General features: G+C 64.0%; 20 protein-coding genes. 19 read left to right on the forward strand and 1 reads right to left on the reverse strand.

What is annotated here, in order from left to right; translation table 11 throughout:
* The first annotated feature begins 2 nt into the window (after nucleotides 1-2).
* The 8 genes from AC1DW9_RS17185 to pyrH all read left to right on the forward strand — a co-directional run bounded on the left by AC1DW9_RS17185 (nucleotide 3) and on the right by pyrH (nucleotide 5,737).
* Nucleotides 3-695 (forward strand): helix-turn-helix transcriptional regulator, encoded by a 693-nt coding sequence (locus tag AC1DW9_RS17185; RefSeq protein WP_441505533.1) that lies wholly within the window; start codon nucleotides 3-5, stop codon nucleotides 693-695.
* A gap of 69 nt (nucleotides 696-764) precedes the next feature.
* Nucleotides 765-1,136 (forward strand): VOC family protein, encoded by a 372-nt coding sequence (locus AC1DW9_RS17190; RefSeq protein WP_441491830.1) that lies wholly within the window; start codon nucleotides 765-767, stop codon nucleotides 1,134-1,136.
* Nucleotides 1,137-1,146: 10 nt separating this feature from the next.
* Complete coding sequence (locus tag AC1DW9_RS17195) at nucleotides 1,147-1,464, forward strand: EVE domain-containing protein (protein ID WP_441505534.1); 318 nt, start codon at nucleotides 1,147-1,149, stop codon at nucleotides 1,462-1,464.
* 344 nt (nucleotides 1,465-1,808) lie between these two features.
* The gene (locus tag AC1DW9_RS17200) at nucleotides 1,809-2,204 is read left to right on the forward strand and encodes a pore-forming ESAT-6 family protein (protein ID WP_441491828.1); all 396 of its coding nucleotides are present in this window, start codon (nucleotides 1,809-1,811) and stop codon (nucleotides 2,202-2,204) included.
* A gap of 99 nt (nucleotides 2,205-2,303) precedes the next feature.
* Nucleotides 2,304-2,630 carry an MmcQ/YjbR family DNA-binding protein gene (locus AC1DW9_RS17205; protein ID WP_441491827.1) on the forward strand — a complete coding sequence of 109 codons (327 nt, stop codon included), beginning with the start codon at nucleotides 2,304-2,306 and terminating at the stop codon, nucleotides 2,628-2,630.
* A gap of 161 nt (nucleotides 2,631-2,791) precedes the next feature.
* Complete coding sequence (locus AC1DW9_RS17210) at nucleotides 2,792-3,796, forward strand: 30S ribosomal protein S2 (RefSeq protein WP_476855136.1); 1,005 nt, start codon at nucleotides 2,792-2,794, stop codon at nucleotides 3,794-3,796.
* 203 nt (nucleotides 3,797-3,999) lie between these two features.
* The gene (tsf, locus tag AC1DW9_RS17215; protein ID WP_113518499.1) at nucleotides 4,000-4,923 is read left to right on the forward strand and encodes a translation elongation factor Ts; all 924 of its coding nucleotides are present in this window, start codon (nucleotides 4,000-4,002) and stop codon (nucleotides 4,921-4,923) included.
* Between the two features lie 106 nt (nucleotides 4,924-5,029).
* Nucleotides 5,030-5,737, forward strand: a complete 708-nt coding sequence (gene pyrH, locus AC1DW9_RS17220) for a UMP kinase (RefSeq protein WP_069880715.1) — start codon at nucleotides 5,030-5,032, stop codon at nucleotides 5,735-5,737.
* A gap of 28 nt (nucleotides 5,738-5,765) precedes the next feature.
* Here the strand turns inward: pyrH and AC1DW9_RS17225 are convergent, their stop codons facing one another.
* Nucleotides 5,766-6,179 carry a VOC family protein gene (locus tag AC1DW9_RS17225; RefSeq protein ID WP_476770096.1) on the reverse strand — a complete coding sequence of 138 codons (414 nt, stop codon included), beginning with the start codon at nucleotides 6,177-6,179 and terminating at the stop codon, nucleotides 5,766-5,768.
* Nucleotides 6,180-6,429: 250 nt separating this feature from the next.
* On the opposite strand from AC1DW9_RS17225, the gene frr reads away from it, so the two are divergent.
* The 11 genes from frr (at nucleotide 6,430) to lpxB (ending at nucleotide 18,431) form a co-directional block, all read left to right on the forward strand.
* Nucleotides 6,430-6,993 carry a ribosome recycling factor gene (gene frr / locus AC1DW9_RS17230; protein ID WP_069880717.1) on the forward strand — a complete coding sequence of 188 codons (564 nt, stop codon included), beginning with the start codon at nucleotides 6,430-6,432 and terminating at the stop codon, nucleotides 6,991-6,993.
* 67 nt (nucleotides 6,994-7,060) lie between these two features.
* Nucleotides 7,061-7,822, forward strand: coding sequence for an isoprenyl transferase (locus AC1DW9_RS17235; protein ID WP_441491824.1), 762 nt, complete (start codon nucleotides 7,061-7,063; stop codon nucleotides 7,820-7,822).
* Complete coding sequence (locus AC1DW9_RS17240; protein WP_441505535.1) at nucleotides 7,819-8,649, forward strand: phosphatidate cytidylyltransferase; 831 nt, start codon at nucleotides 7,819-7,821, stop codon at nucleotides 8,647-8,649. Before AC1DW9_RS17235 ends, AC1DW9_RS17240 begins: the two co-directional genes overlap by 4 nt.
* 7 nt (nucleotides 8,650-8,656) lie before the next feature.
* A complete protein-coding gene (dxr, locus tag AC1DW9_RS17245; RefSeq protein WP_476775408.1) occupies nucleotides 8,657-9,835 on the forward strand; it encodes a 1-deoxy-D-xylulose-5-phosphate reductoisomerase in 1,179 nt (392 codons plus the stop codon).
* A 23-nt stretch (nucleotides 9,836-9,858) separates the two neighbouring features.
* Complete coding sequence (gene rseP / locus AC1DW9_RS17250) at nucleotides 9,859-11,010, forward strand: RIP metalloprotease RseP (protein WP_441505537.1); 1,152 nt, start codon at nucleotides 9,859-9,861, stop codon at nucleotides 11,008-11,010.
* 268 nt (nucleotides 11,011-11,278) lie between these two features.
* Nucleotides 11,279-13,798 carry an outer membrane protein assembly factor BamA gene (bamA, locus tag AC1DW9_RS17255; protein WP_441491820.1) on the forward strand — a complete coding sequence of 840 codons (2,520 nt, stop codon included), beginning with the start codon at nucleotides 11,279-11,281 and terminating at the stop codon, nucleotides 13,796-13,798.
* A 37-nt stretch (nucleotides 13,799-13,835) separates the two neighbouring features.
* On the forward strand, nucleotides 13,836-14,897 hold the full coding sequence (gene lpxD / locus AC1DW9_RS17260; protein WP_441505539.1) for a UDP-3-O-(3-hydroxymyristoyl)glucosamine N-acyltransferase: 1,062 nt from the start codon (nucleotides 13,836-13,838) through the stop codon (nucleotides 14,895-14,897).
* A gap of 210 nt (nucleotides 14,898-15,107) precedes the next feature.
* Nucleotides 15,108-15,566 carry a 3-hydroxyacyl-ACP dehydratase FabZ gene (gene fabZ / locus AC1DW9_RS17265; protein WP_043236894.1) on the forward strand — a complete coding sequence of 153 codons (459 nt, stop codon included), beginning with the start codon at nucleotides 15,108-15,110 and terminating at the stop codon, nucleotides 15,564-15,566.
* 38 nt (nucleotides 15,567-15,604) lie between these two features.
* On the forward strand, nucleotides 15,605-16,414 hold the full coding sequence (gene lpxA, locus AC1DW9_RS17270; RefSeq protein WP_113518509.1) for an acyl-ACP--UDP-N-acetylglucosamine O-acyltransferase: 810 nt from the start codon (nucleotides 15,605-15,607) through the stop codon (nucleotides 16,412-16,414).
* A complete protein-coding gene (locus AC1DW9_RS17275; RefSeq protein WP_162768454.1) occupies nucleotides 16,411-17,271 on the forward strand; it encodes an LpxI family protein in 861 nt (286 codons plus the stop codon). Before lpxA ends, AC1DW9_RS17275 begins: the two co-directional genes overlap by 4 nt.
* Nucleotides 17,268-18,431 carry a lipid-A-disaccharide synthase gene (gene lpxB, locus AC1DW9_RS17280; RefSeq protein WP_476775407.1) on the forward strand — a complete coding sequence of 388 codons (1,164 nt, stop codon included), beginning with the start codon at nucleotides 17,268-17,270 and terminating at the stop codon, nucleotides 18,429-18,431. The genes AC1DW9_RS17275 and lpxB overlap by 4 nt, the downstream gene beginning before the upstream one ends.
* The last annotated feature ends 1 nt before the right edge of the window (nucleotide 18,432 follow it).

Consider the following 18,432-nt stretch of genomic DNA (forward strand, 5'->3'; position numbering starts at 1 on the left):
AGATGTCGCGCTCGCAACGCCTGCTTGATCTGATCCAGCTGCTGCGGCGCCATCGTCGCCCGGTCTCCGGCCGGCGGCTCGCCGACGAGCTCCGTGTCAGCATACGCACCCTCTACCGCGACATCGTCACCTTGCAGGCGCAAGGCGCGCCGATCGAGGGGGAGCCGGGACTGGGCTATGTTCTCAAGCCGGGTTTCATGCTGCCGCCGCTGATGTTCTCCGAGGACGAGATCGAAGCACTGGTGCTCGGCTCGCGCTGGGTTTCCGACCGGGCTGATGGCCGCCTTGCCCTGGCTGCGCGCGATGCGCTGGCCAAGATCCTCGCCGTCCTGCCGGGGGATCTGCGCGATGATGCCGAGGCGTCCGCCCTGTTGGTCGGCCCCGGTGCCGCGATCATGGCGGAGAGCTTCGATCTCTCGGCCATCCGCAAGGCGATCCGTTCAGAGCGCAAGCTCTCGATCCTCTACCGGGATGGTGCCGGGCAGGCGAGCGAGAGGGTCGTCTGGCCGTTCGCCTTGAGCTTTTTCGACCATGTCCGCGTCGTCGTCGCCTGGTGCGAACTGCGGCAGGATTTCCGGCATTTCCGCACCGACCGCATCTCGCAGGTTCAGCCGCTCGATATCCGCTATCCGCGCCGGCGCCAGGGCTTGCTGAAGGAGTGGCGCGAGCGGGAGGGAGTTCCGCCGCCATCGTGAGCGACACTGCCGGAAATTGGCAGCATCTGCATCTAGGATCTCCTCATCGCCCAACCGGAGACACGACCGATGCAGAACGCCAGTTTCGTCATCCTTTACGTCGACAGCCCGACTGCTAGCTGCCGGTTCTATCGTGCGCTGCTCGGAGCCGAACCGGTTGAAGCCTCTCCGACCTTTGCATTGTTTGCGCTGAAGTCGGGCATCATGCTCGGGCTCTGGTCGCGCCATACGGTCGAGCCGGGAGCGGAAGCGGCCGGTGGCGGCGGAGAACTGGGCATGCCTGTCGGTCACGCCGATCAGGTCGATGCGATCCATAAGGAGTGGAAGGAACGCGGCATCACCATCCTTCAGGAGCCGGTCGATCTCGATTTCGGCCGCACCTTTGTCGCGACCGACCCGGATGGCCATCGCCTGCGTGTTTTCTCTCCGACCGAAGCCTGAGGAGGCGAGCATGACCGGCTATTGGATCGCCGTCGCTTCAGCCGAGCATGTCCGGCTAGGGGTGGCCGGAGGCTTCATGCAGGTTTGCCATGGCAAGACCGGGCCCTTGCGTCGGATTCGAGCCGGTGATGGCGTCGCCTGCTACTCGCCGACTGAAACCTTCGGTGGCGGGGAGAGGCTGCAGGCCTTCACCGCGATCGGCCGAGTCTGCGGCGATGAGCCCTATCCCGCCGATATGGGGGGCGGCTTCGACCGTCCCGGCGCGATGTCGCCTGGCTTGCCGCATCCGAGGCATCGATCAAGCCACTGCTCGACAGGCTGGAATTGACATCCGGGCGGCTGAACTGGGGCTATCTGTTTCGCTTCGGGCTGGTCGCCGTCAGCGCTCATGACTTCACTCTGATCGCTCAGGCTATGTCTGCTCGCGAGTCGGAAACCCTGACAGCTGCGTGACGCCTGGCGCCCGAGCGGCGCCGTCGCAAGGCGGGCGGCTGTCCGGATCCTTGCCAAAAGGGGACGATCGGGAATGCTGCGCTGCGGGGCGACCTCCGGTTGAGTGTACCCTGCCATGACAGTCGCGCGATTGTCTTGACCTGCCCGCAAGGTTAGTCACGACCCTGGGGAAGCGGGGTACGCGTCGATCCGATCTTCATTGCTTGAGGGAAAGCCGTTATGTCGTTTCTTTTGAAGCCCTTTTGCGCAGTTGGCGCACTGGTTTCCGTTCTCTCTGCCGGTCCGGCCTTGGCGCAGAGCCAGGCCGACCAGCTCGCTGTCGTCTATCAATCGGGCCGCAATCAGCTTGGGATCCTGACCTACTGCAACGAGAAGGGTCACATCGGAGCTGATGTGGTCGAGATCCAGAAGAAGATGCTCGGCCTGATCCCGGCTCCTGCCGACAAGAGCGGCGGGGATGCCGCCGAAGCGCAGGGCAAGAAGGGGACGATCGCCATGATGGGCGTCACTCAGGACATCGAGGCCATAGCCAAGGCCCAGAATGCATCGGCCGCGACCTACTGCAAGCAGATTGGCGATGTGGTGAAGCAAGCGGGCGCAGCCCTGCCCAAATAGCCATCCGGGGTCGCGCTCTCGGGTTATGGTCGCCGGTCATGATGAGGCCGGCGAATCCGGCTTCCGGCTGAATTCGTTCTGGCTTGGGAGGTGAGGACGATGCCGACGGGAGATGATCTGCGCCGTCTGGCGCTGGCTCTGGACGGCACGGTCGAGGCTCCGCACTTCGACCGGGTCGCCTTCAAGGTCTCGCGAATCTACGTCACTCTCGCTCCTGACGGTTGCAGCGCGAATTTCGGCTTCTCGCCCGAGGAGCAGGAATTCAGGTGCATGATGGCGCCGGATGCCTTCAGCCCGGTGCCAAATGCCTGGGGCAAGCGGGGTTGGACGACAGCCGATCTCTCCAGGCTGGGCCTGGCTGAACTTGCCGGAGCGCTCGAGGCGGCATGGGCGCATGGCGCGCAAAAGAAGCCACGGCGCCGATGACCTGGTGAGGTGCGAGCCTTGCGTTGCCACGCTTTCCCGTGTAAGGCGCAGGCCATCCCACATGGGGAGCATCGCCTCACTTCCGAGGCGTTCCGGTGACGTGGCAGTCCATGCCTTGTTCATTCGCACCCCAGAGGCTCAACCGGAAGGACGATCGAATCATGGCTCTGCCAGACTTTTCCATGCGCCAGCTGCTCGAAGCCGGCGCGCATTTCGGYCACCAGGCTCACCGCTGGAACCCGAAGATGTCGCCGTATATCTACGGCACCCGCAACAACATCCACATTCTCGACCTGTCGCAGTCGGTGCCGATGCTCTCGCGCGCCCTGCAGGCTGTCAGCGACACCGTGGCCCGTGGCGGCCGCGTCCTGTTCGTCGGCACCAAGCGCCAGGCGCAGGACTCGATCGCCGACGCTGCCAAGAGGTCGGCTCAGTACTACGTGAACTCCCGTTGGCTCGGCGGCATGCTGACCAACTGGAAGACCATCTCGGCCTCGATCCAGCGCCTGCGCAAGGTCGACGAGCTCCTGAATGGCGGCAGCACCGGCCTGACCAAGAAGGAACGCCTGATGCTGGCGCGTGAGCGCGACAAGCTCGAGAAGGCGCTCGGCGGCATCAAGGACATGGGCGGCACGCCCGACATGATCTTCGTGATCGACACCAACAAGGAAGCGCTCGCGATCAAGGAGGCCCAGCGCCTCGGCATCCCGGTCGCCGCCATTGTCGACTCGAACTCGGATCCGGATGGCATCACCTACCCGGTGCCTGCCAATGACGACGCCGGCCGCGCCATCCAGCTCTATTGCGACCTGATCGCCCGTTCGGCCATCGACGGCATCTCGCGCGCCTCGGGCGACCATGGCATCGATCTCGGTGCTGCCGAGGCCCCGATCGTTGAGACGGCGATCATCGAGCCGGCCGCAGACGCTGCCCMGGTGTTCGAGCTGCTTACTGCGCCGCGCGGCGCGCCGGACGACTTCATGAAGCTCTCCGGCATGGGTCCGGAGCTGGTTCAGAAGCTCAATGACGGTGGCCTGTTCCACTTCTGGCAGATCGCTGCGATGTCGCCGGCCGATGTCGTCAAGGTTGATGCCGATCTGAAGCTCGGTGGTCGCATCGAGCGCGACGGCTGGGTTGCCCAGGCGCGCGATCTCGCCGAGGCCTGAGAGCAAACTCAGGGCGGCGCGTCATCGGCGCGTCGCCTCGGCAGCGCAGCAATGCGCGGCAGATGAATGAAGTCACGCCGACGGCCGGTCACGGAGCGTCGGCGTTTTCCCTTCGCGCTATGGCGCGCTCTGAAATCGAAGACCGTGCCGTTGGCCGCCAGCGTCGTTGCGCAGGCCCGGCACATGACAGCAAGGAACGACAGATGGCTGCGATCACCGCCGGCATGGTGAAGGAACTCCGCGACAAGACTGGCGCGGGCATGATGGATTGCAAGACCGCGCTGGCCGCGACCGACGGCAACATCGAGGCCGCCATCGACTGGTTGCGCACCAAGGGCCTCGCCAAGGCCGCGAAGAAGGCCGGCCGCGTTGCCGCCGAGGGCCTGGTCGCCGTGGCCGTGTCCGAGAACCGCGGTGTCGTTGCCGAGGTCAATTCCGAGACCGACTTCGTTGCGCGCAACCTCGAGTTCCAGGCGCTCGCCCGCACGATCGCCGACGTCTCGCTGGAGCGCGGCGGCGACGTCGAGGCACTGCTCGCCCATCACTATCCGGGCGGCGGCACCGTCGCTGACGCCATCGCCAATGCCATCGCCACGATTGGCGAGAACATGACCCTGCGCCGCGTCGCCGAGGTCAAGGTCAGCGCCGGCGTCATTGGCCATTACGTCCACGGCTCGGTCGCCGATGGTCTCGGGAAGATCGGCGTCATCGTCGGTCTCGAGACGACCGGCAAGGGCGAGGAGCTCGCAGCCCTCGGTCGTCAGCTTGCCATGCACGTCGCCGCTACCAATCCGGTCGCGCTCGATCTCGCTTCGGTCGATCCGGCGATCCTGGAGCGCGAGAAGGCGATCCTGGCCGAGAAGAATGCCGGCAAGCCCGCCAACGTGCTCGAGAAGATCACCGAGAGCGGCTTGAAGAGCTACGCCAAGGAATACTGCCTGCTCGAGCAGGCCTATATCCATGACGGCTCGAAGTCCGTCGCCCAGGTGCTGAAGGAAGCCGAGGGCAAGGTCGGTGCTCCGGTCAAGCTGACGGGCTTTGCTCGCTTCGCGCTCGGCGAGGGCATCGAGAAGGAAGAGACCGATTTCGCTGCCGAAGTCGCTGCGGCTGGTGGCACGACGGGCTGAGAAGCCGGTTGATAGGATCTGAAAAAGGCCGCGCTCTGCGCGGCCTTTTTTGTAAGAAGACGATGTTGGTGCCGAATCGCGCCGTCCCAGTCCATGGAGAAAGCCGGTGAGACCCAAACGCGTTCTTGTGAAGCTCTCCGGCGAAGCCCTTGCGGGGAAGGCCGGATCCGGCCTCGACGGTACGACGCTGACTGCGCTCGCCGCCGATATCGCAAAGGCCGCGCATGAAGGTGTCGAGATTGCGATCGTCGTCGGCGGCGGCAATTTCTTTCGCGGCGTCCAGGGCTTGAACAAGGGCCTCGACCGACCAAGCGCCGATTCGATCGGCATGCTCGGCACGGTGATGAACGCTCTTGCGCTAGAGCATGCCATCGAGATCGCCGGCGCCCCGGCCCGCGCCATGTCGGCTGTGCCCATGCCCTCGCTCTGCGAGAGCTACGCTCGCCGGCGCGCGCTCGACCATCTCAGCCACGGCAAGGTCGTCATTCTCGGGGGCGGCACGGGCAATCCCTATTTCACCACCGATACCGGAGCTGCCCTTCGGGCGGCCGAGCTCGACTGCCAGCAATTGCTGAAGGCGACGCAGGTCGATGGCGTCTACACCGCCGATCCGAAGAAGGATCCGAACGCCAAGCGCTATGAGAGCCTGACCCATGCCGAGGCGATCAGGCATGATCTCAAGGTGATGGATACGGCTGCTTTTGCGCTGGCGCGCGACGCCGGGCTGACGATCGTCGTCTTCTCGATCGCCGAAACTGGCGCGCTTGCGGCCGTTCTGCGCGGCGAGGGCAGGGCAACCTACGTGACGCCCTGACCGCCGGATTCCCTCGCGGTTGCAAGGCTCAGTAGTTCGGCCAGATCCCCGGCGTCATCAACTCAAGCAGATGGCCGTCGGGGTCACGGAAATAGAGGCTGTTTCCGCCGCGATCCCAGCTCATCCGGCCCTCGATATCGATTCCATGCTGCTGCAACCGCTCTTCCCAGGCTGTGAGTTCGCTGGTGTCGATCGCGAAGCAGATATGGAGGGGGCCGCTGCCGTCATGCGGTGGAATATTGCCCTTCGCAGATGATTGGGTGAGGAGAGATTGCCCCCGAAGGAAGAGCAGAAGGACACTCTCTCCGCCAACATCATAGGCGAACAGCGTCCTCGTCTTCAGCATCGGCTTCAATCCGAGCTTCGTCTCATAGAACTCCTGCGCGCGATCGAGATCGTCGATGTAGAGCGCAGTTTCAATGATGCGGTTCAGACGGGGCAAGGGGCCTCCTCGTGGTTCGGTTGTGCTCGGCCGTGACGTCTCGACCGAGGCCCGACCTTAAAGCTAGGAAGCGGCGCCCGGTCTTGCCACCRTTCCGGATCACCCGTCCGCCATGCCCGGCCTGCCTCAGGCGTTTTTCCCTTGCAGATTGTCCCGGGAAGGTGCTGTTGGAACATGAAATCCTTGACCCTGAGCGGGGCCGCGGCCATGGTCGCGCCGGTTTTCGATTATCTGCAAGGTCTTGACTAAAATGGCCCAGACGACATTCGACCTCGCCGACGTGAAGCGTCGGATGCAAGGCGCGGTGCAATCCTTCAAAGGCGATCTCGCCTCCCTGCGCACCGGCCGCGCCTCCGCCAACGTTCTCGATCCGATCCAGGTCGAGGCTTATGGTGCACGTACACCCTTGACTCAGCTTGCCACCGTCAGCGTGCCTGAAGCACGCCTGCTCAGTGTCCAGGTCTGGGACCGCAGCATGGTCCAGGCGGTGGAGAAGGCGATCCGCGAATCCGATCTGGGCCTCAACCCCCAGACGGAAGGGCAGGTGCTGCGCATCCGAATTCCGGAGCTGAACGAGCAGCGCCGCAAGGAGATGGTCAAGGTCGCGCATAAATATGCCGAAGAATCCAAGATCGCTGTGCGCCATGTCCGCCGCGACGGGATCGACGTGATCAAGAAGCTCGAGAAGGACGGTCACCTGACCAAGGATGACGTGACGCGCGAGTCGGATCAGGTCCAGAAGGTCACAGACCAGCATATCGCCGAGATCGATCAGGCGCTGGCGACGAAGGAAAAGGAAATCCTGCACGTCTGATCCTGTCGCCCGGCGGGTTTGAGCCGCTGGCTATGATCCGGGACGCAACGCCGAAAGAGGCACGAGAATGTCAGCAGGCCAGCGTCCGGAGGTCCAGGCTGCAGGGCCCTCCCATGTCGCAGTGATCATGGACGGCAACGGGCGCTGGGCTCAGTTGCGCGGCCTGCCGCGACATGAAGGGCATCGGCGCGGGCTGGAGGCCTTGCGCCGGACCGTCCGCAACGCCAGCGATCTCGGCATCGAGATTCTGACGGTCTACAGTTTCTCGACGGAGAACTGGCGCCGGCCTGCTGCCGAAGTTTCGTTTCTGATGACGCTGCTCAAGCATTTCATCGAGAAGGATCTTACCGAACTCGGTGCGGCTGGGGTCCGGGTCCGGGTCATTGGCGGCAGGAGCGATCTGGCGCCCGATCTGCGCCGTCTGGTCGAGCACGCCGAGGCGACCACGCGCAACAACACGGGAATGACGCTCGTCGTCGCCTTCAACTATGGCTCGCGCGACGAGATCGTCCGAGCGGCGCGCCAACTGGCCTCGGATGTTGCGGCAGGCCTTGTCGACGCAACCACCATTGACGAGAGCAGCATCTCTGCGCGGCTCGATACCGCAGATCTGCCCGACCCCGAGCTCGTCATCCGCACATCGGGCGAGACACGGATCTCGAATTTTCTGCTTTGGCAGGCCGCCTATGCGGAGTTCGTCTTCACCCCGGTACTCTGGCCCGATTTCGATCGCGCGGCGTTGGAAGAAGCGCTGGCCGAGTATCGCCGCCGCGAACGCCGTTTCGGCGGCGTGTCGGAGCCATCCGGCCGCAATGTGGGCGTAGCGTGAGTGACCAACCTTCCGGCGGTCCGGCCGCCGGCCCGAGCGAACTGAAGCTGCGTATCGCATCCGCGCTGGTGCTGGCCGCGGGCATTGTGGCTGCGACATTTGTCGGGGGCTGGCCGTTCAGGCTCATCTGGGCGCTGGCTGCCGGATTGGTCGCCTATGAGTGGCTCGCGATCGTGAGCCGCCGGAACGCGGTGCCCGCAGGTATCGGCGTTACGATTGCCGGCCTGGCGCTTGGCTTCGCCCCGATCAGTCCAGTGGCGCTCGCCGGTGTTTCCGCCTTCGCTGCGTTCTTCGGGGCGCTCCTGACCCCGGTTCTCGAGAAGCGGAACTGGCTGGAGGCCTGCGGTGTCGCCTATGCGCTCGCCTTTGCCCTGATCACGCCGGCGCTGCGTGCACTCCCGGATTTCGGGTTTGCTGTGATCATCTGGACCTTTGCGGTCTGTTGGCTGACCGATATTGCCGCCTATTTTACGGGGCGGGCTCTTGGTGGGCCGAAGCTCATGCCTGCGATCAGTCCGAAGAAGACCTGGTCCGGCGCACTCGGCGGAACCGCTGCCGGCACACTCGGTGGTTATGTCGTCTGGGTGTTGACCCCGGGGGCGGCCGCAGTCGTCGGTCCGGCCTTTGTGATCGCCGCCTCGCTTTCGGCCTCGATCGTGAGCCAGGCTGGCGATCTCTTTGAATCGGCCGTCAAGCGTCGCTTTGGCACCAAGGACTCAAGCAAGTTGATCCCGGGCCATGGTGGCTTTTTCGATCGGCTTGACGGCTACTGGGCCGTCCTGGTCCTCGCTGGTGCTGCACTGTTCCTGGCGCATCTGGAGTTCTGAAGACGTCATGCGCCGTCTCGTCACTCTTCTTGGAGCCACAGGCTCCATCGGCCGGTCGACGCGCGACGTCGTGTCGGAGAATCCTGAACGCCTGAAGATCGATGTCGTGGTTGGCGGGCGGGACGCTGCGAGCCTCGCCCGGGTGGCGGTCGAAACAGGTGCCCGCTTTGCCGCCTTGGCGGACGAGGCGGGAGGCGAAGCTCTGGCGCAGGCCCTGGCCGGTAGCGGTATCGACAGCGGGGCGGGGCGGCAGGCCGTTCTCGATGCCGTCGCGATGCCAAGCGACATTGTCGTCAGTGCCATAGCAGGAGCTGCAGGTCTGGAAGCGACTTTTGCCGCGCTGACACCTGGCCGCGTGATTGCCCTCGCCAACAAGGAGAGCCTGGTTTGCGCCGGTGCCGCCGTGATGGCGCAGGCCACGGCCGTGGGCGCGCGCATCCTGCCGCTGGATTCGGAGCATAATGCTCTCGTCCAGGCTCTTGGAGCCGAGCCGATCTCGGCGATCCGATCCATGACGCTGACGGCATCGGGGGGGCCCTTCCGCACCTGGTCGGCAGAACGAATTGCGGCGGCCAAGCCGGAGCAGGCTCTGGCCCACCCGAATTACGCAATGGGCGCCAAGATCACGGTCGACTCCGCCAGCATGATGAACAAGGGCCTTGAGCTGATCGAGGCCTGTTTCCTGTTCGGGCTGAAACATGATCAGCTCGATGTTCTGGTACACCCCCAGCAGATCGTGCATGGCCTCGTCACCTTCCGCGATGGCTCGGTCACTGCAGGCATGGCAATTCCGGATATGCGGGTTGCGGCCGCGCATTGCCTCGGCGTCGACGGCCGGCTCGATGCGCCGGCGACGCGCTTCGTCGATCTCGTCACGACCGCGCCGCTGGCCTTCGAACGCCCTGATCTTGCCCGCTTTCCGGCGCTTGCTCTGGCGATGGCAGCGTTGGAGACCGGAGGAGCGGTGCCGGCGATCCTCAATGCCGCCAATGAAGTCGCGGTCGAGGCCTTTCTTGCCGGACGGATCGGCTTTCCCGGCATCCCGGCTCTCGTCGATGCCGTCTGCAGCGGGCTCGGTGCTGACATCGCGGCACCGGTCGATATTGAAGCGGCCCTTGCCATTGACCATGAGGCGAGAAACCGCGCTCGCCTGCTCTTGTCGAAGGGCACCTTCACTGTCACGTAAGGGGCAGGAATCGGGAGAATTTTATGGATATTGCAGCGACCGTCTGGAACTCGGGCAGCTTCCTGCTCAGTTACCTGGTGCCGTTCCTGTTTGTCCTGACCATCGTTGTTTTCGTGCACGAGCTCGGGCACTTCCTCGTCGGTCGTTGGTGCGGCGTCGACGTGAAAGTGTTCTCGATCGGCTTCGGCCGCGAGATTTTCGGATTCGTCGACAAGCACGGCACGCGCTGGCGCTTCGCGCTGATCCCGCTCGGCGGCTATGTGAAGTTCTCCGGTGACGCGGATCCCTCGAGCTCCGCAGCCGATAGCGCTGAAGTCGAGCGCATGACGGAGGAACAGCGAGCGCGTTCCTTCCCGGCTCAATCGATCGCTGAACGGGTGGCGATCGTCGCGGCCGGCCCGATTGCCAATTTCGTACTGGCCATCCTCATCTTTGCCGGGACCGTCTACGCCTTCGGTCGCCCGGTCCTGACGCCCCGGGTCGAGCAGGTGATTGCCGGGAAGGCCGCTGAGCGCGCAGGTCTGCTCGCCGGGGACGTCGTCCTGACGATCGACGGCAAGCAGATCCGCAGCTTCAGCGACATGCAAAGAGTGGTCTCGACACATCCGAACGAGACCCTTTCGGTGACGGTCGATCGCGCGGGCACCATGGTGACCCTGCCTGTCACGCCTGATCTGAACGAGACATCGACGGCTCTCGGCAAACAGCGCATTGGCGTTATCGGGGTCCAGGCTTCCCGCCGGGCCGAGGACTGGACGACCCAGCATTACAGCCTCGGTGAAGCCGTGAAGGTTGGATTCTCCGAGACCTGGTTTGTGGTCGACCGGACCTATGACTATCTGTCCAAATTGATCAGCGGGCGTGAATCGACGGATCAGCTTTCGGGGCCGATCCGCATCGCCCAGGTTTCCGGGATGGTTGCTTCCAATGGAGGCCTGCTCGCGCTGATCAATCTTGCGGCGATTCTGTCGGTCTCGATCGGCCTGATGAACCTGTTGCCGGTTCCGATGCTCGATGGCGGACATCTGATGTTCTATGCGATCGAGGCTCTCCGCGGCCGCCCCTTGAGCGAGCGCGCCCAGGAAATCGGCTTTCGGGTCGGTTTTGGGCTGGTCCTGATGCTGATGCTCTTTGTGACCTGGAATGACATCGTCCACGTCCACTCGCGTCTGTAGACTCCGACTGGCAAGCCCACGAATGCTGTGACCTGCGGCAAGGTTCGTTGCCGATAGGCCCAAAAGCTGCGTCGAATCGGGCGCTTTGCTCAGGGCGCGTGGCCTCCTGGCAACGACGAGGTTAAAAATAATTTGTTAACGACAATGTTCGTTTGCACCTCGTCGGAAACTTTGTAGAAGCGATTGGTCTGCAATGTCGCCATGCACCTGCCCAAAGGCAGGTGTCCCCGGTTGGGGTGGTGACCTACTAAATGGAATAGGCGACCCGATGACGTCGACCCCAAAGAGCCGGTCTTTCAAAATGCGGCTCTCTCGATCAGTCGGACTTTCGGCCTTTATGTTGGCCGTTAGCGGTGGCGTTGTTTTTGCGCAGGCCGTGATTGTCCAAGGCAACCGCCGCGTCGACGCGGAGACCATTCGGTCCTATGCAGGGCAGGGTGGTCCGCAGGAGGTTCGGCAGAGCCTGATGGCGACCGGACTGTTCTCGAACGTCCAGGTCAGCCGCCGCGGCAACCAGACTGTGATCTCTGTTCACGAGAACGACACGATCAATCGCGTCGCCTTCGAAGGCAACAAGCGCCTCAAGAGCGAGATCCTGCTGCAACAGGTCGAATCGAAGGCGCGTGGCCCTCTGAGCCAGGCGCTGATCGACTCCGATGTGCAGCGCCTGAAGGAGGTCTATCGCCGGGCCGGTTACGGCACTGCGACGATCTCCGGGCGTATCGCGCCATTGCCCAACGGTCGTTCGGACGTGGTCTTCACCATTGTCGAGAGCGGCAAGACCGGCATCAAGGAAATCAATTTCGCGGGTAACGGCGCCTATTCGGCATCGCGTCTGCGCGGGTTGATGAGCTCGACGGAATCGAATTTCCTCAGCTTCATCAAGACCTCCGACGTCTATGATCCCGACCGTATCGCGTCCGATCTCGATCTGGTTCGCCGCTTCTACCTGAAGAACGGCTATGCCGACTTCCGGGTCGTTGCGAGCGACGCGCGCTTCGATGACGCCAAGGGTGGCTGGGTTATCGACGTCACGGTCGATGAAGGGCCGCAGTACAAGGTCGGCAACGTCGCGGTGGATTCGCAGCTCAGCGATATCGACTCGGCGACGATGCAAAGGCTCCTCGCGACCTCGGCTGGCGATACGTACAATGCCGAGGCGGTCGAAAAGTCGCTCGTCAACCTCACGACCGAGGTGTCCCGCCGTGGTCATCCCTTTGCGCAGGTTCGCCCCCGCGGTGAGCGTGACGCCGCTGGCCGCCTGATCGGCATCACCTATGTCGTCGAAGACGGTCCGCGGGTCTATGTCGAGCGCATCAATGTGCGCGGCAATACGCGGACCCGCGACTATGTGGTTCGCCGGGAGCTCGATCTGGGTGAGGGCGATGCCTACAACAAGGTGATGGTTGATCGCGCCGAGCGGCGCCTGAACAATCTCGGCTTCTTCAACAAGGTTCGCATCACCAATGAGCCGGGCAGCGCGCCTGACCGGGTGATCATGAACATCGACGTCGAGGACAAGGCCACCGGCTCCTTCTCGATCGCGGGCGGTTATTCGACGTCTGACGGTGTCATCGGCGAAGTCTCGCTGTCGGAATCCAATTTCCTTGGCCGCGGCCAGTTCGTGAAGATTGCCGGCACGCTGGGGCAGCGGACCCAGGGCATCGATTTCTCCTTCACCGAGCCCTATTTCCTCGGTCGCCGTATCGCGGCCGGTATCGATCTGTTCTCGAAGTACAACGACAACTACAATATCGGCCGCTACGAAAGCCGTGTGACCGGCGGTCAGCTGCGGTTCACCTTCCCCATTACGGAAGAGTTCTCGATCACGCCGCGCTACTCGCTCTACACGACCGAGATCAAGATCCCGAATACGTCGAGCCGTCCGTATAACGACTGCTCGTTCCCGATCCCCGGGATTACGCCTGGAGCGCCCGGCTCTGGATTTGCAGCAACGCAGAACTTCAACTGCGTGACGAATGGCGAAGCGACGCTCGCGGTCAAGGAAGCCCGCGGCGAAACGCTGACCTCCCTTGCGGGCGTGACGCTGAACTACAACTCGCTTGATAACTACCAGACACCGCGCAACGGCTTCATTGCGGAGTTGAAGCCGGAATTCGCGGGCCTTGGCGGCGACTCGAAGTTCCTTCGTGTCGCGGCGGATGCGCGCTACTACCGCGAGATCTTCGACGATGTCGTCGGCTTCCTCCGGGTCCAGGGCGGTCACGTCCAGGCGACGGAAGGTACCTTGCGCATGGTCGATCACTACTTCCTCGGCCCGAGCCTGGTGCGTGGCTTCGCTCCGTCGGGCATCGGTCCGCGCGACGTGCTGAACGACCCGACGGCCAACGCTCTCGGCGGCCAGTCGTATTTCGGTGGCTCGGTCGAAGTGCAGTTCCCGATCTGGGGCCTGCCGCGTGACCTTGGCCTGCGCGGCGCGATCTTCGCCGATGCCGGTACGCTGTTCGACTACGATGGCGGCTCGAAGGTGATCACCAGCCCGATCCCGACGACGAACGGGCTTTGCCCGGGCGGGTCGGAGCCCCGGCAGTTCAATGTCCCGAGCACGTCCCAGTTCCAGAGTAACGTGGCCTGCGTTCGCGACAAGAACGTCATCCGCTCCTCGATCGGCGCGAGCCTGCTCTGGCAGTCGCCGCTCGGGCCGATCCGGTTTGACTATGCCTATGCCCTTAGCAAGGATGAGGGCACGCGCGATCCGATCACCGGCGTCCGTTACGGCGGCGACCGTCTGCAGGCCTTCCGCTTCTCCGGCGGCACCCGCTTCTGACGCGGCGGGGCGGCAACGCCCCGCACGGATCCATTGCATGTCAGAACCTCAATTCTTCCCGATCGCGACCTCGCTGAGCTACGGCGAGGTCGCTGCCATTTCAGGGGCTGCTCTGCCTGAGGGCGTGGAGCCCACGCGGCTCGTTACCGGCGCGGCCGCACTCGAGGCCGCCGGGCCCGATGACATCGCCTATATGGACAACCCCAAATATACGGATGCGCTGGCGGGGACTTCGGCGGGGCTGTGCCTGGTTTCTTCCCGGTTCGCTGCCCGTGTTCCCGCGGGCACTGTCGCGCTCGTATCGCCCGCGCCCTACCATGCCTTTGCCCGGATCATGGCGCGCTTCTATCCCGATGCGCTCAAGCCACGGTCGGTCTTTGGCTCGCAAGGGGTCGCGCCGGGCGCCTTCGTCCACGCCACGGCAAGGATCGAGGATAACGTCACGATCGATCCGGGTGCCGTGGTCGGCCCCGGTGCCGAGATCGGCGCCGGTTCCGTGATCGCCTCGCATGCCGTGATCGGCCCCCAGGTCCGGATCGGGCGTGATTGTGCGATCGGCGCTGGCAGCACCTTGCAATCGGCCCTGGTCGGAAACCGGGTCATCATTCACCCGGGTGTCCGGATCGGCCAGGATGGCTTTGGTTTCGCGATGAGCCCGAAGGGCCATATGAAAGTGCCGCAGATCGGGCGGGTCATCATTCAGGATGATGTCGAGATCGGCGCCAATAGCTGCATAGACCGGGGCGCCAGCCGCGATACGGTCATCGGTGAAGGTACCAAGATCGATAACCTCGTTCAGATCGGCCATAACTGCGTCATCGGCCGCCATTGCGTGATCGTTTCGCAGGTTGGCATCGCCGGCTCTACGACTTTGGAAGATTTCGTCGTGCTGGGTGGCCAGGTTGGCCTCGCCGGCCATCTCACGGTCGGGATGGGCGCGCAGGTTGCCGCCCAGAGCGGCGTCGCCGGTGACATCCCTCGCGGCGCGCGCTATGGCGGTTATCCCGCGCAGCCGGCGCTCAGCTGGGCGCGCGAGACAGCGCTTCTCAAATCTCTTGTTGCAAAGCGCGGCAAGTCTTCGGGCGGTTCGGAGAGCTGAGGATACGCGAGAGCGCGAGGCAGCCTTCGCAATCCATGCGAAGAGTGGGCCTCGTGTCGAATTCGCTTGATCGTCCGGTACCATTTCCGGCAAACGGGCATAGAAGCTGACAGGAACCCGGCGCCAGCCGCAACCTCCTGTTCCGGCATCGATTTAAACGATACAACTTTGCGGGCGAAGCCGGCAGGCCTGCGCGGGAGACGGGAGAGCATGACCGACGCGACGACATCGCTGGGTGTGGCCGATATTCAGAAGATCATGGCCTGCATTCCCCACCGCTATCCGTTCCTTCTCGTCGACCGTGTCATCGAGATGAATGGCGACGAGTCCGGCATTGGCATCAAGAACGTCACCGCCAACGAACCCCAGTTCACCGGACATTTTCCTGGCCGTCCGGTCTTTCCGGGTGTGTTGATGATCGAGGCCATGGCGCAGACCGCCGGCGTGCTCGTCGTCAGCGCGCGGGGAATTGACGAGGAAGCGGTACAGTCCGTCCTCTTCACCACGATCGACAAGGCCAAGTTCCGCAAACCGGTCGTGCCGGGCGATACCCTGCGTTTCCACCTCACCAAGGTCGCCCGCAAGCGCAATATCTGGTTCTATCGCGGTGAGGCGAAAGTTGACGGCGTGCTTGTCGCGGAGGCCGAGATCTCTGCGATGGTGGCTTAAGGCCAGCCGCTTTCCGTCGAAATCAGGACAGAACTTTCATGAGTGCGACTATCCATCCGATGTCGGTCGTCGACCCGGCTGCGCAGCTGGGCGAGGGGGTCGTTATCGGTCCGTTCTGCACGGTCGGCCCCCATGTCGTTCTCGGGGACGGCGCTGAGCTGTTGAGCCACGTTGCAATCGCCGGCCGAACCACGATCGGCCCCCGGACCAGGATCTACCCCTTCGCTTCCATCGGCCACCCGCCGCAGGATCTCAAATATCACGGCGAGCCGTCGACGCTGACGATTGGCGCGGATTGCATGATCCGCGAAGGCGTGACGATGAATCCGGGCACCGAAGGCGGCGGCATGAAGACGGTCATCGGCGACCGCTGCCTGTTCCTTGCCAATTCGCATGTTGGCCACGACAACGAGATCGGCAACAACGTCATCTTCTCGAACAACGTGATGAGCGCCGGCCATGTCAAGGTTGGCGACTATGTCATCGTCAGTGGCGGGACGGGGCTCCACCAGTTCGTTCGCATCGGAGAGCATGCCTTCATCGGCGGCGGCGCCGGCGTGATGAATGATGTCATTCCCTTCGGCATGGTGCGGGACAATCCTGCGCATCTGGCCGGGCTCAATCTGGTCGGGCTGAAGCGGCGTGGTTTCTCGCGGGAGCAGATTCATGAGCTGCGGCGCGCCTATCGCCTGCTGTTCGCCGATGAAGGCACCTTGGCCGAGCGCGTCGAAGACGTGGCGACGGAATTTGCGTCGCACCCGCTGATGCTCGAGATCCTCGATTTCATCCGCTCGGGCAGCGACCGCGCCATCTGCATTCCGCGCGACGTCAACGCGCCCGACCGGTGAGCACGGGCAGCGACGCAGCGACCGGCGCCTTTCCTCTCGCGATCATAGCCGGAGGCGGCGAATACCCGCCGCATCTGGCCCGGCTGGCGACAGCGCGGGGGCATCAGCTTTATATCGCGGCGATCGACGGTGCAGCCAACCCCAGCGATTTCGATCCTGAATCCTCGCGTGTCTATCGCCTGGGACAACTCGGGCGATTGCTCGACGAGCTCAAGCGACGCGGGATCGTCGATATCGTCATGATCGGCGCGCTGCCGCGGCCGAGCTTTGGCTCGCTGATGCCCGAGCCCTCGACGCTGAAATACCTGCCCCATTTCGCTCGCGCCTTTCGCGGCGGAGACGATCATTTGCTCAAGGGCGTGGTCCAGTTCTTCGAGGGGCGGGGTTTTCGCGTTCATGGCCCAGCCGAGATCGCTCCGGGCTTGACCGCGCCGCTCGGCCCACTGGGGCGCCGCAGCGTCTCGGCCGTGGCGCGCGACGGCATCGAACATGGCTTCTCCTTGCTGGCGGCTTTGTCGCCCTTCGATGTCGGTCAGGCCGCAATCGTTGCCGATCATCGTATCGTGGCAATTGAGGCTGCAGAGGGTACCGACGCCATGATCAGGCGCGTCGCCGAGCTGGTAAGCGCAGGGCGTCTCAAGATCGACAAGGGCGACGGCGTTCTGGTCAAGGCCCCCAAGGACGGCCAAGACCTGCGCGTCGACATGCCGGCGATCGGACCTGAAACCCTGCGGAACGCGGCCAAGGCTGGACTCTCCGGCATCGCACTTCGCGCCGGCAATGTGCTTGTCGGAGACAGCGTTCGATTGGGCGCACTGGCCGACGAGCTTGGCCTGTTCGTCGAGGGCGTCGCGTGATCCGGCCCTTCCGGCTCGCCGTCATTGCGGGCGAAGCGTCTGGAGATGCTCTGGCGCTGCGTTTTCTCACCGTCCTGCGGCAGCGGTTGGGGGATCGCCCGCTCGAGATCGTGGGCGTCGGCGGCGAGAGCCTGATCGCGCAGGGGCTGCGGCCGCTCTTTCCCCAATCCGATATCGCCGTGATGGGGTTTGGTCCGGTCCTGGCTCGGCTGCCCCTGTTGCTCCGGCGCATGTCTGATGCGGCCAAGGGGGTCGTTGCTTTCGCGCCTGATCTCCTGCTCACCATCGACAGCCCGGATTTCTCGCTGCGCGTCGCGAAAAAAGTCCGGCGGGCATCGTCCGCAATCCCGATTGCGCATTGGGTTTGCCCCAGCGTCTGGGCCTGGCGTTCTGGCCGCGCCCGCAAGATGGCGCCACATGTCGATCGCATCCTGGCGCTGTTACCCTTCGAGCCCGCTGCGCTGGAAAGGCTGGGCGGACCGAAGACGATCTATGTCGGTCACCCCTTGATCGAGCGGCTCGCCGAGCTACGGCCAAGCGCCGAGGAACAGGTGCGGCGCAACGCTCCTTCAACGCCGGACATCCTGGTCCTTCCCGGCAGCCGTCGCTCGGAGATCAGCCACCTCATGCCGGCCTTCGGCGAGACGGTCGCGCTCATCGCGAACGAGGTGCCCGGCGCGCGCTTCGTGCTGCCGGCCGTGCCGCATCTGCGCGGCATGATTGAAGAGGCTGTCTCGACCTGGTCGGTGAAGCCCCGTCTCGTCGATGGCGAAGACGCCAAGCTTGCCGCTTTTCGCACGGCGCGCGTAGCGCTCGCGGCCTCCGGGACCGTGACGCTCGAGCTCGCCTTGGCACAGGTACCGCTGGTCGCTGCGTATCGCGGCGCGGCCTGGGAGGCGATGCTGGCGCGCAGGCTGATCAAGCTACCGACTGTGATCCTGCCCAATCTCGTCGCCGGCACGCGCATCGTTCCCGAGTTCATCCAGGACGAGGCCTCGCCCGAAGCGCTCAGCGCAGCTGTGCTGGCGGTCCTCAGCGAGGGGCCTGCGCGCGAGGCCCAGCTTGCGGGTTTCGCAGATGTCGAGCGCATCATGAAATCGGCCGGGGCGAGCCCGGCCGAGAACGCGGTCAATGCCGCCCTGGGACTGCTGGCAGCTTGAT

The organism is Allobosea sp. P4_E12, assembly GCF_056401655.1.

Coding starts and splice junctions, on each gene's coding strand:
- AC1DW9_RS17185 (WP_441505533.1), top strand. CDS start 3: ATGTCGCGCTCGCAACGCCTGCTTGATCTGATCCAGCTGCTGCGGCGC.
- AC1DW9_RS17190 (WP_441491830.1), top strand. CDS start 765: ATGCAGAACGCCAGTTTCGTCATCCTTTACGTCGACAGCCCGACTGCT.
- AC1DW9_RS17195 (WP_441505534.1), top strand. CDS start 1,147: ATGACCGGCTATTGGATCGCCGTCGCTTCAGCCGAGCATGTCCGGCTA.
- AC1DW9_RS17200 (WP_441491828.1), top strand. CDS start 1,809: ATGTCGTTTCTTTTGAAGCCCTTTTGCGCAGTTGGCGCACTGGTTTCC.
- AC1DW9_RS17205 (WP_441491827.1), top strand. CDS start 2,304: ATGCCGACGGGAGATGATCTGCGCCGTCTGGCGCTGGCTCTGGACGGC.
- tsf (WP_113518499.1), top strand. CDS start 4,000: ATGGCTGCGATCACCGCCGGCATGGTGAAGGAACTCCGCGACAAGACT.
- frr (WP_069880717.1), top strand. CDS start 6,430: ATGGCCCAGACGACATTCGACCTCGCCGACGTGAAGCGTCGGATGCAA.
- AC1DW9_RS17235 (WP_441491824.1), top strand. CDS start 7,061: ATGTCAGCAGGCCAGCGTCCGGAGGTCCAGGCTGCAGGGCCCTCCCAT.
- dxr (WP_476775408.1), top strand. CDS start 8,657: ATGCGCCGTCTCGTCACTCTTCTTGGAGCCACAGGCTCCATCGGCCGG.
- rseP (WP_441505537.1), top strand. CDS start 9,859: ATGGATATTGCAGCGACCGTCTGGAACTCGGGCAGCTTCCTGCTCAGT.
- bamA (WP_441491820.1), top strand. CDS start 11,279: ATGACGTCGACCCCAAAGAGCCGGTCTTTCAAAATGCGGCTCTCTCGA.
- lpxD (WP_441505539.1), top strand. CDS start 13,836: ATGTCAGAACCTCAATTCTTCCCGATCGCGACCTCGCTGAGCTACGGC.
- fabZ (WP_043236894.1), top strand. CDS start 15,108: ATGACCGACGCGACGACATCGCTGGGTGTGGCCGATATTCAGAAGATC.
- lpxA (WP_113518509.1), top strand. CDS start 15,605: ATGAGTGCGACTATCCATCCGATGTCGGTCGTCGACCCGGCTGCGCAG.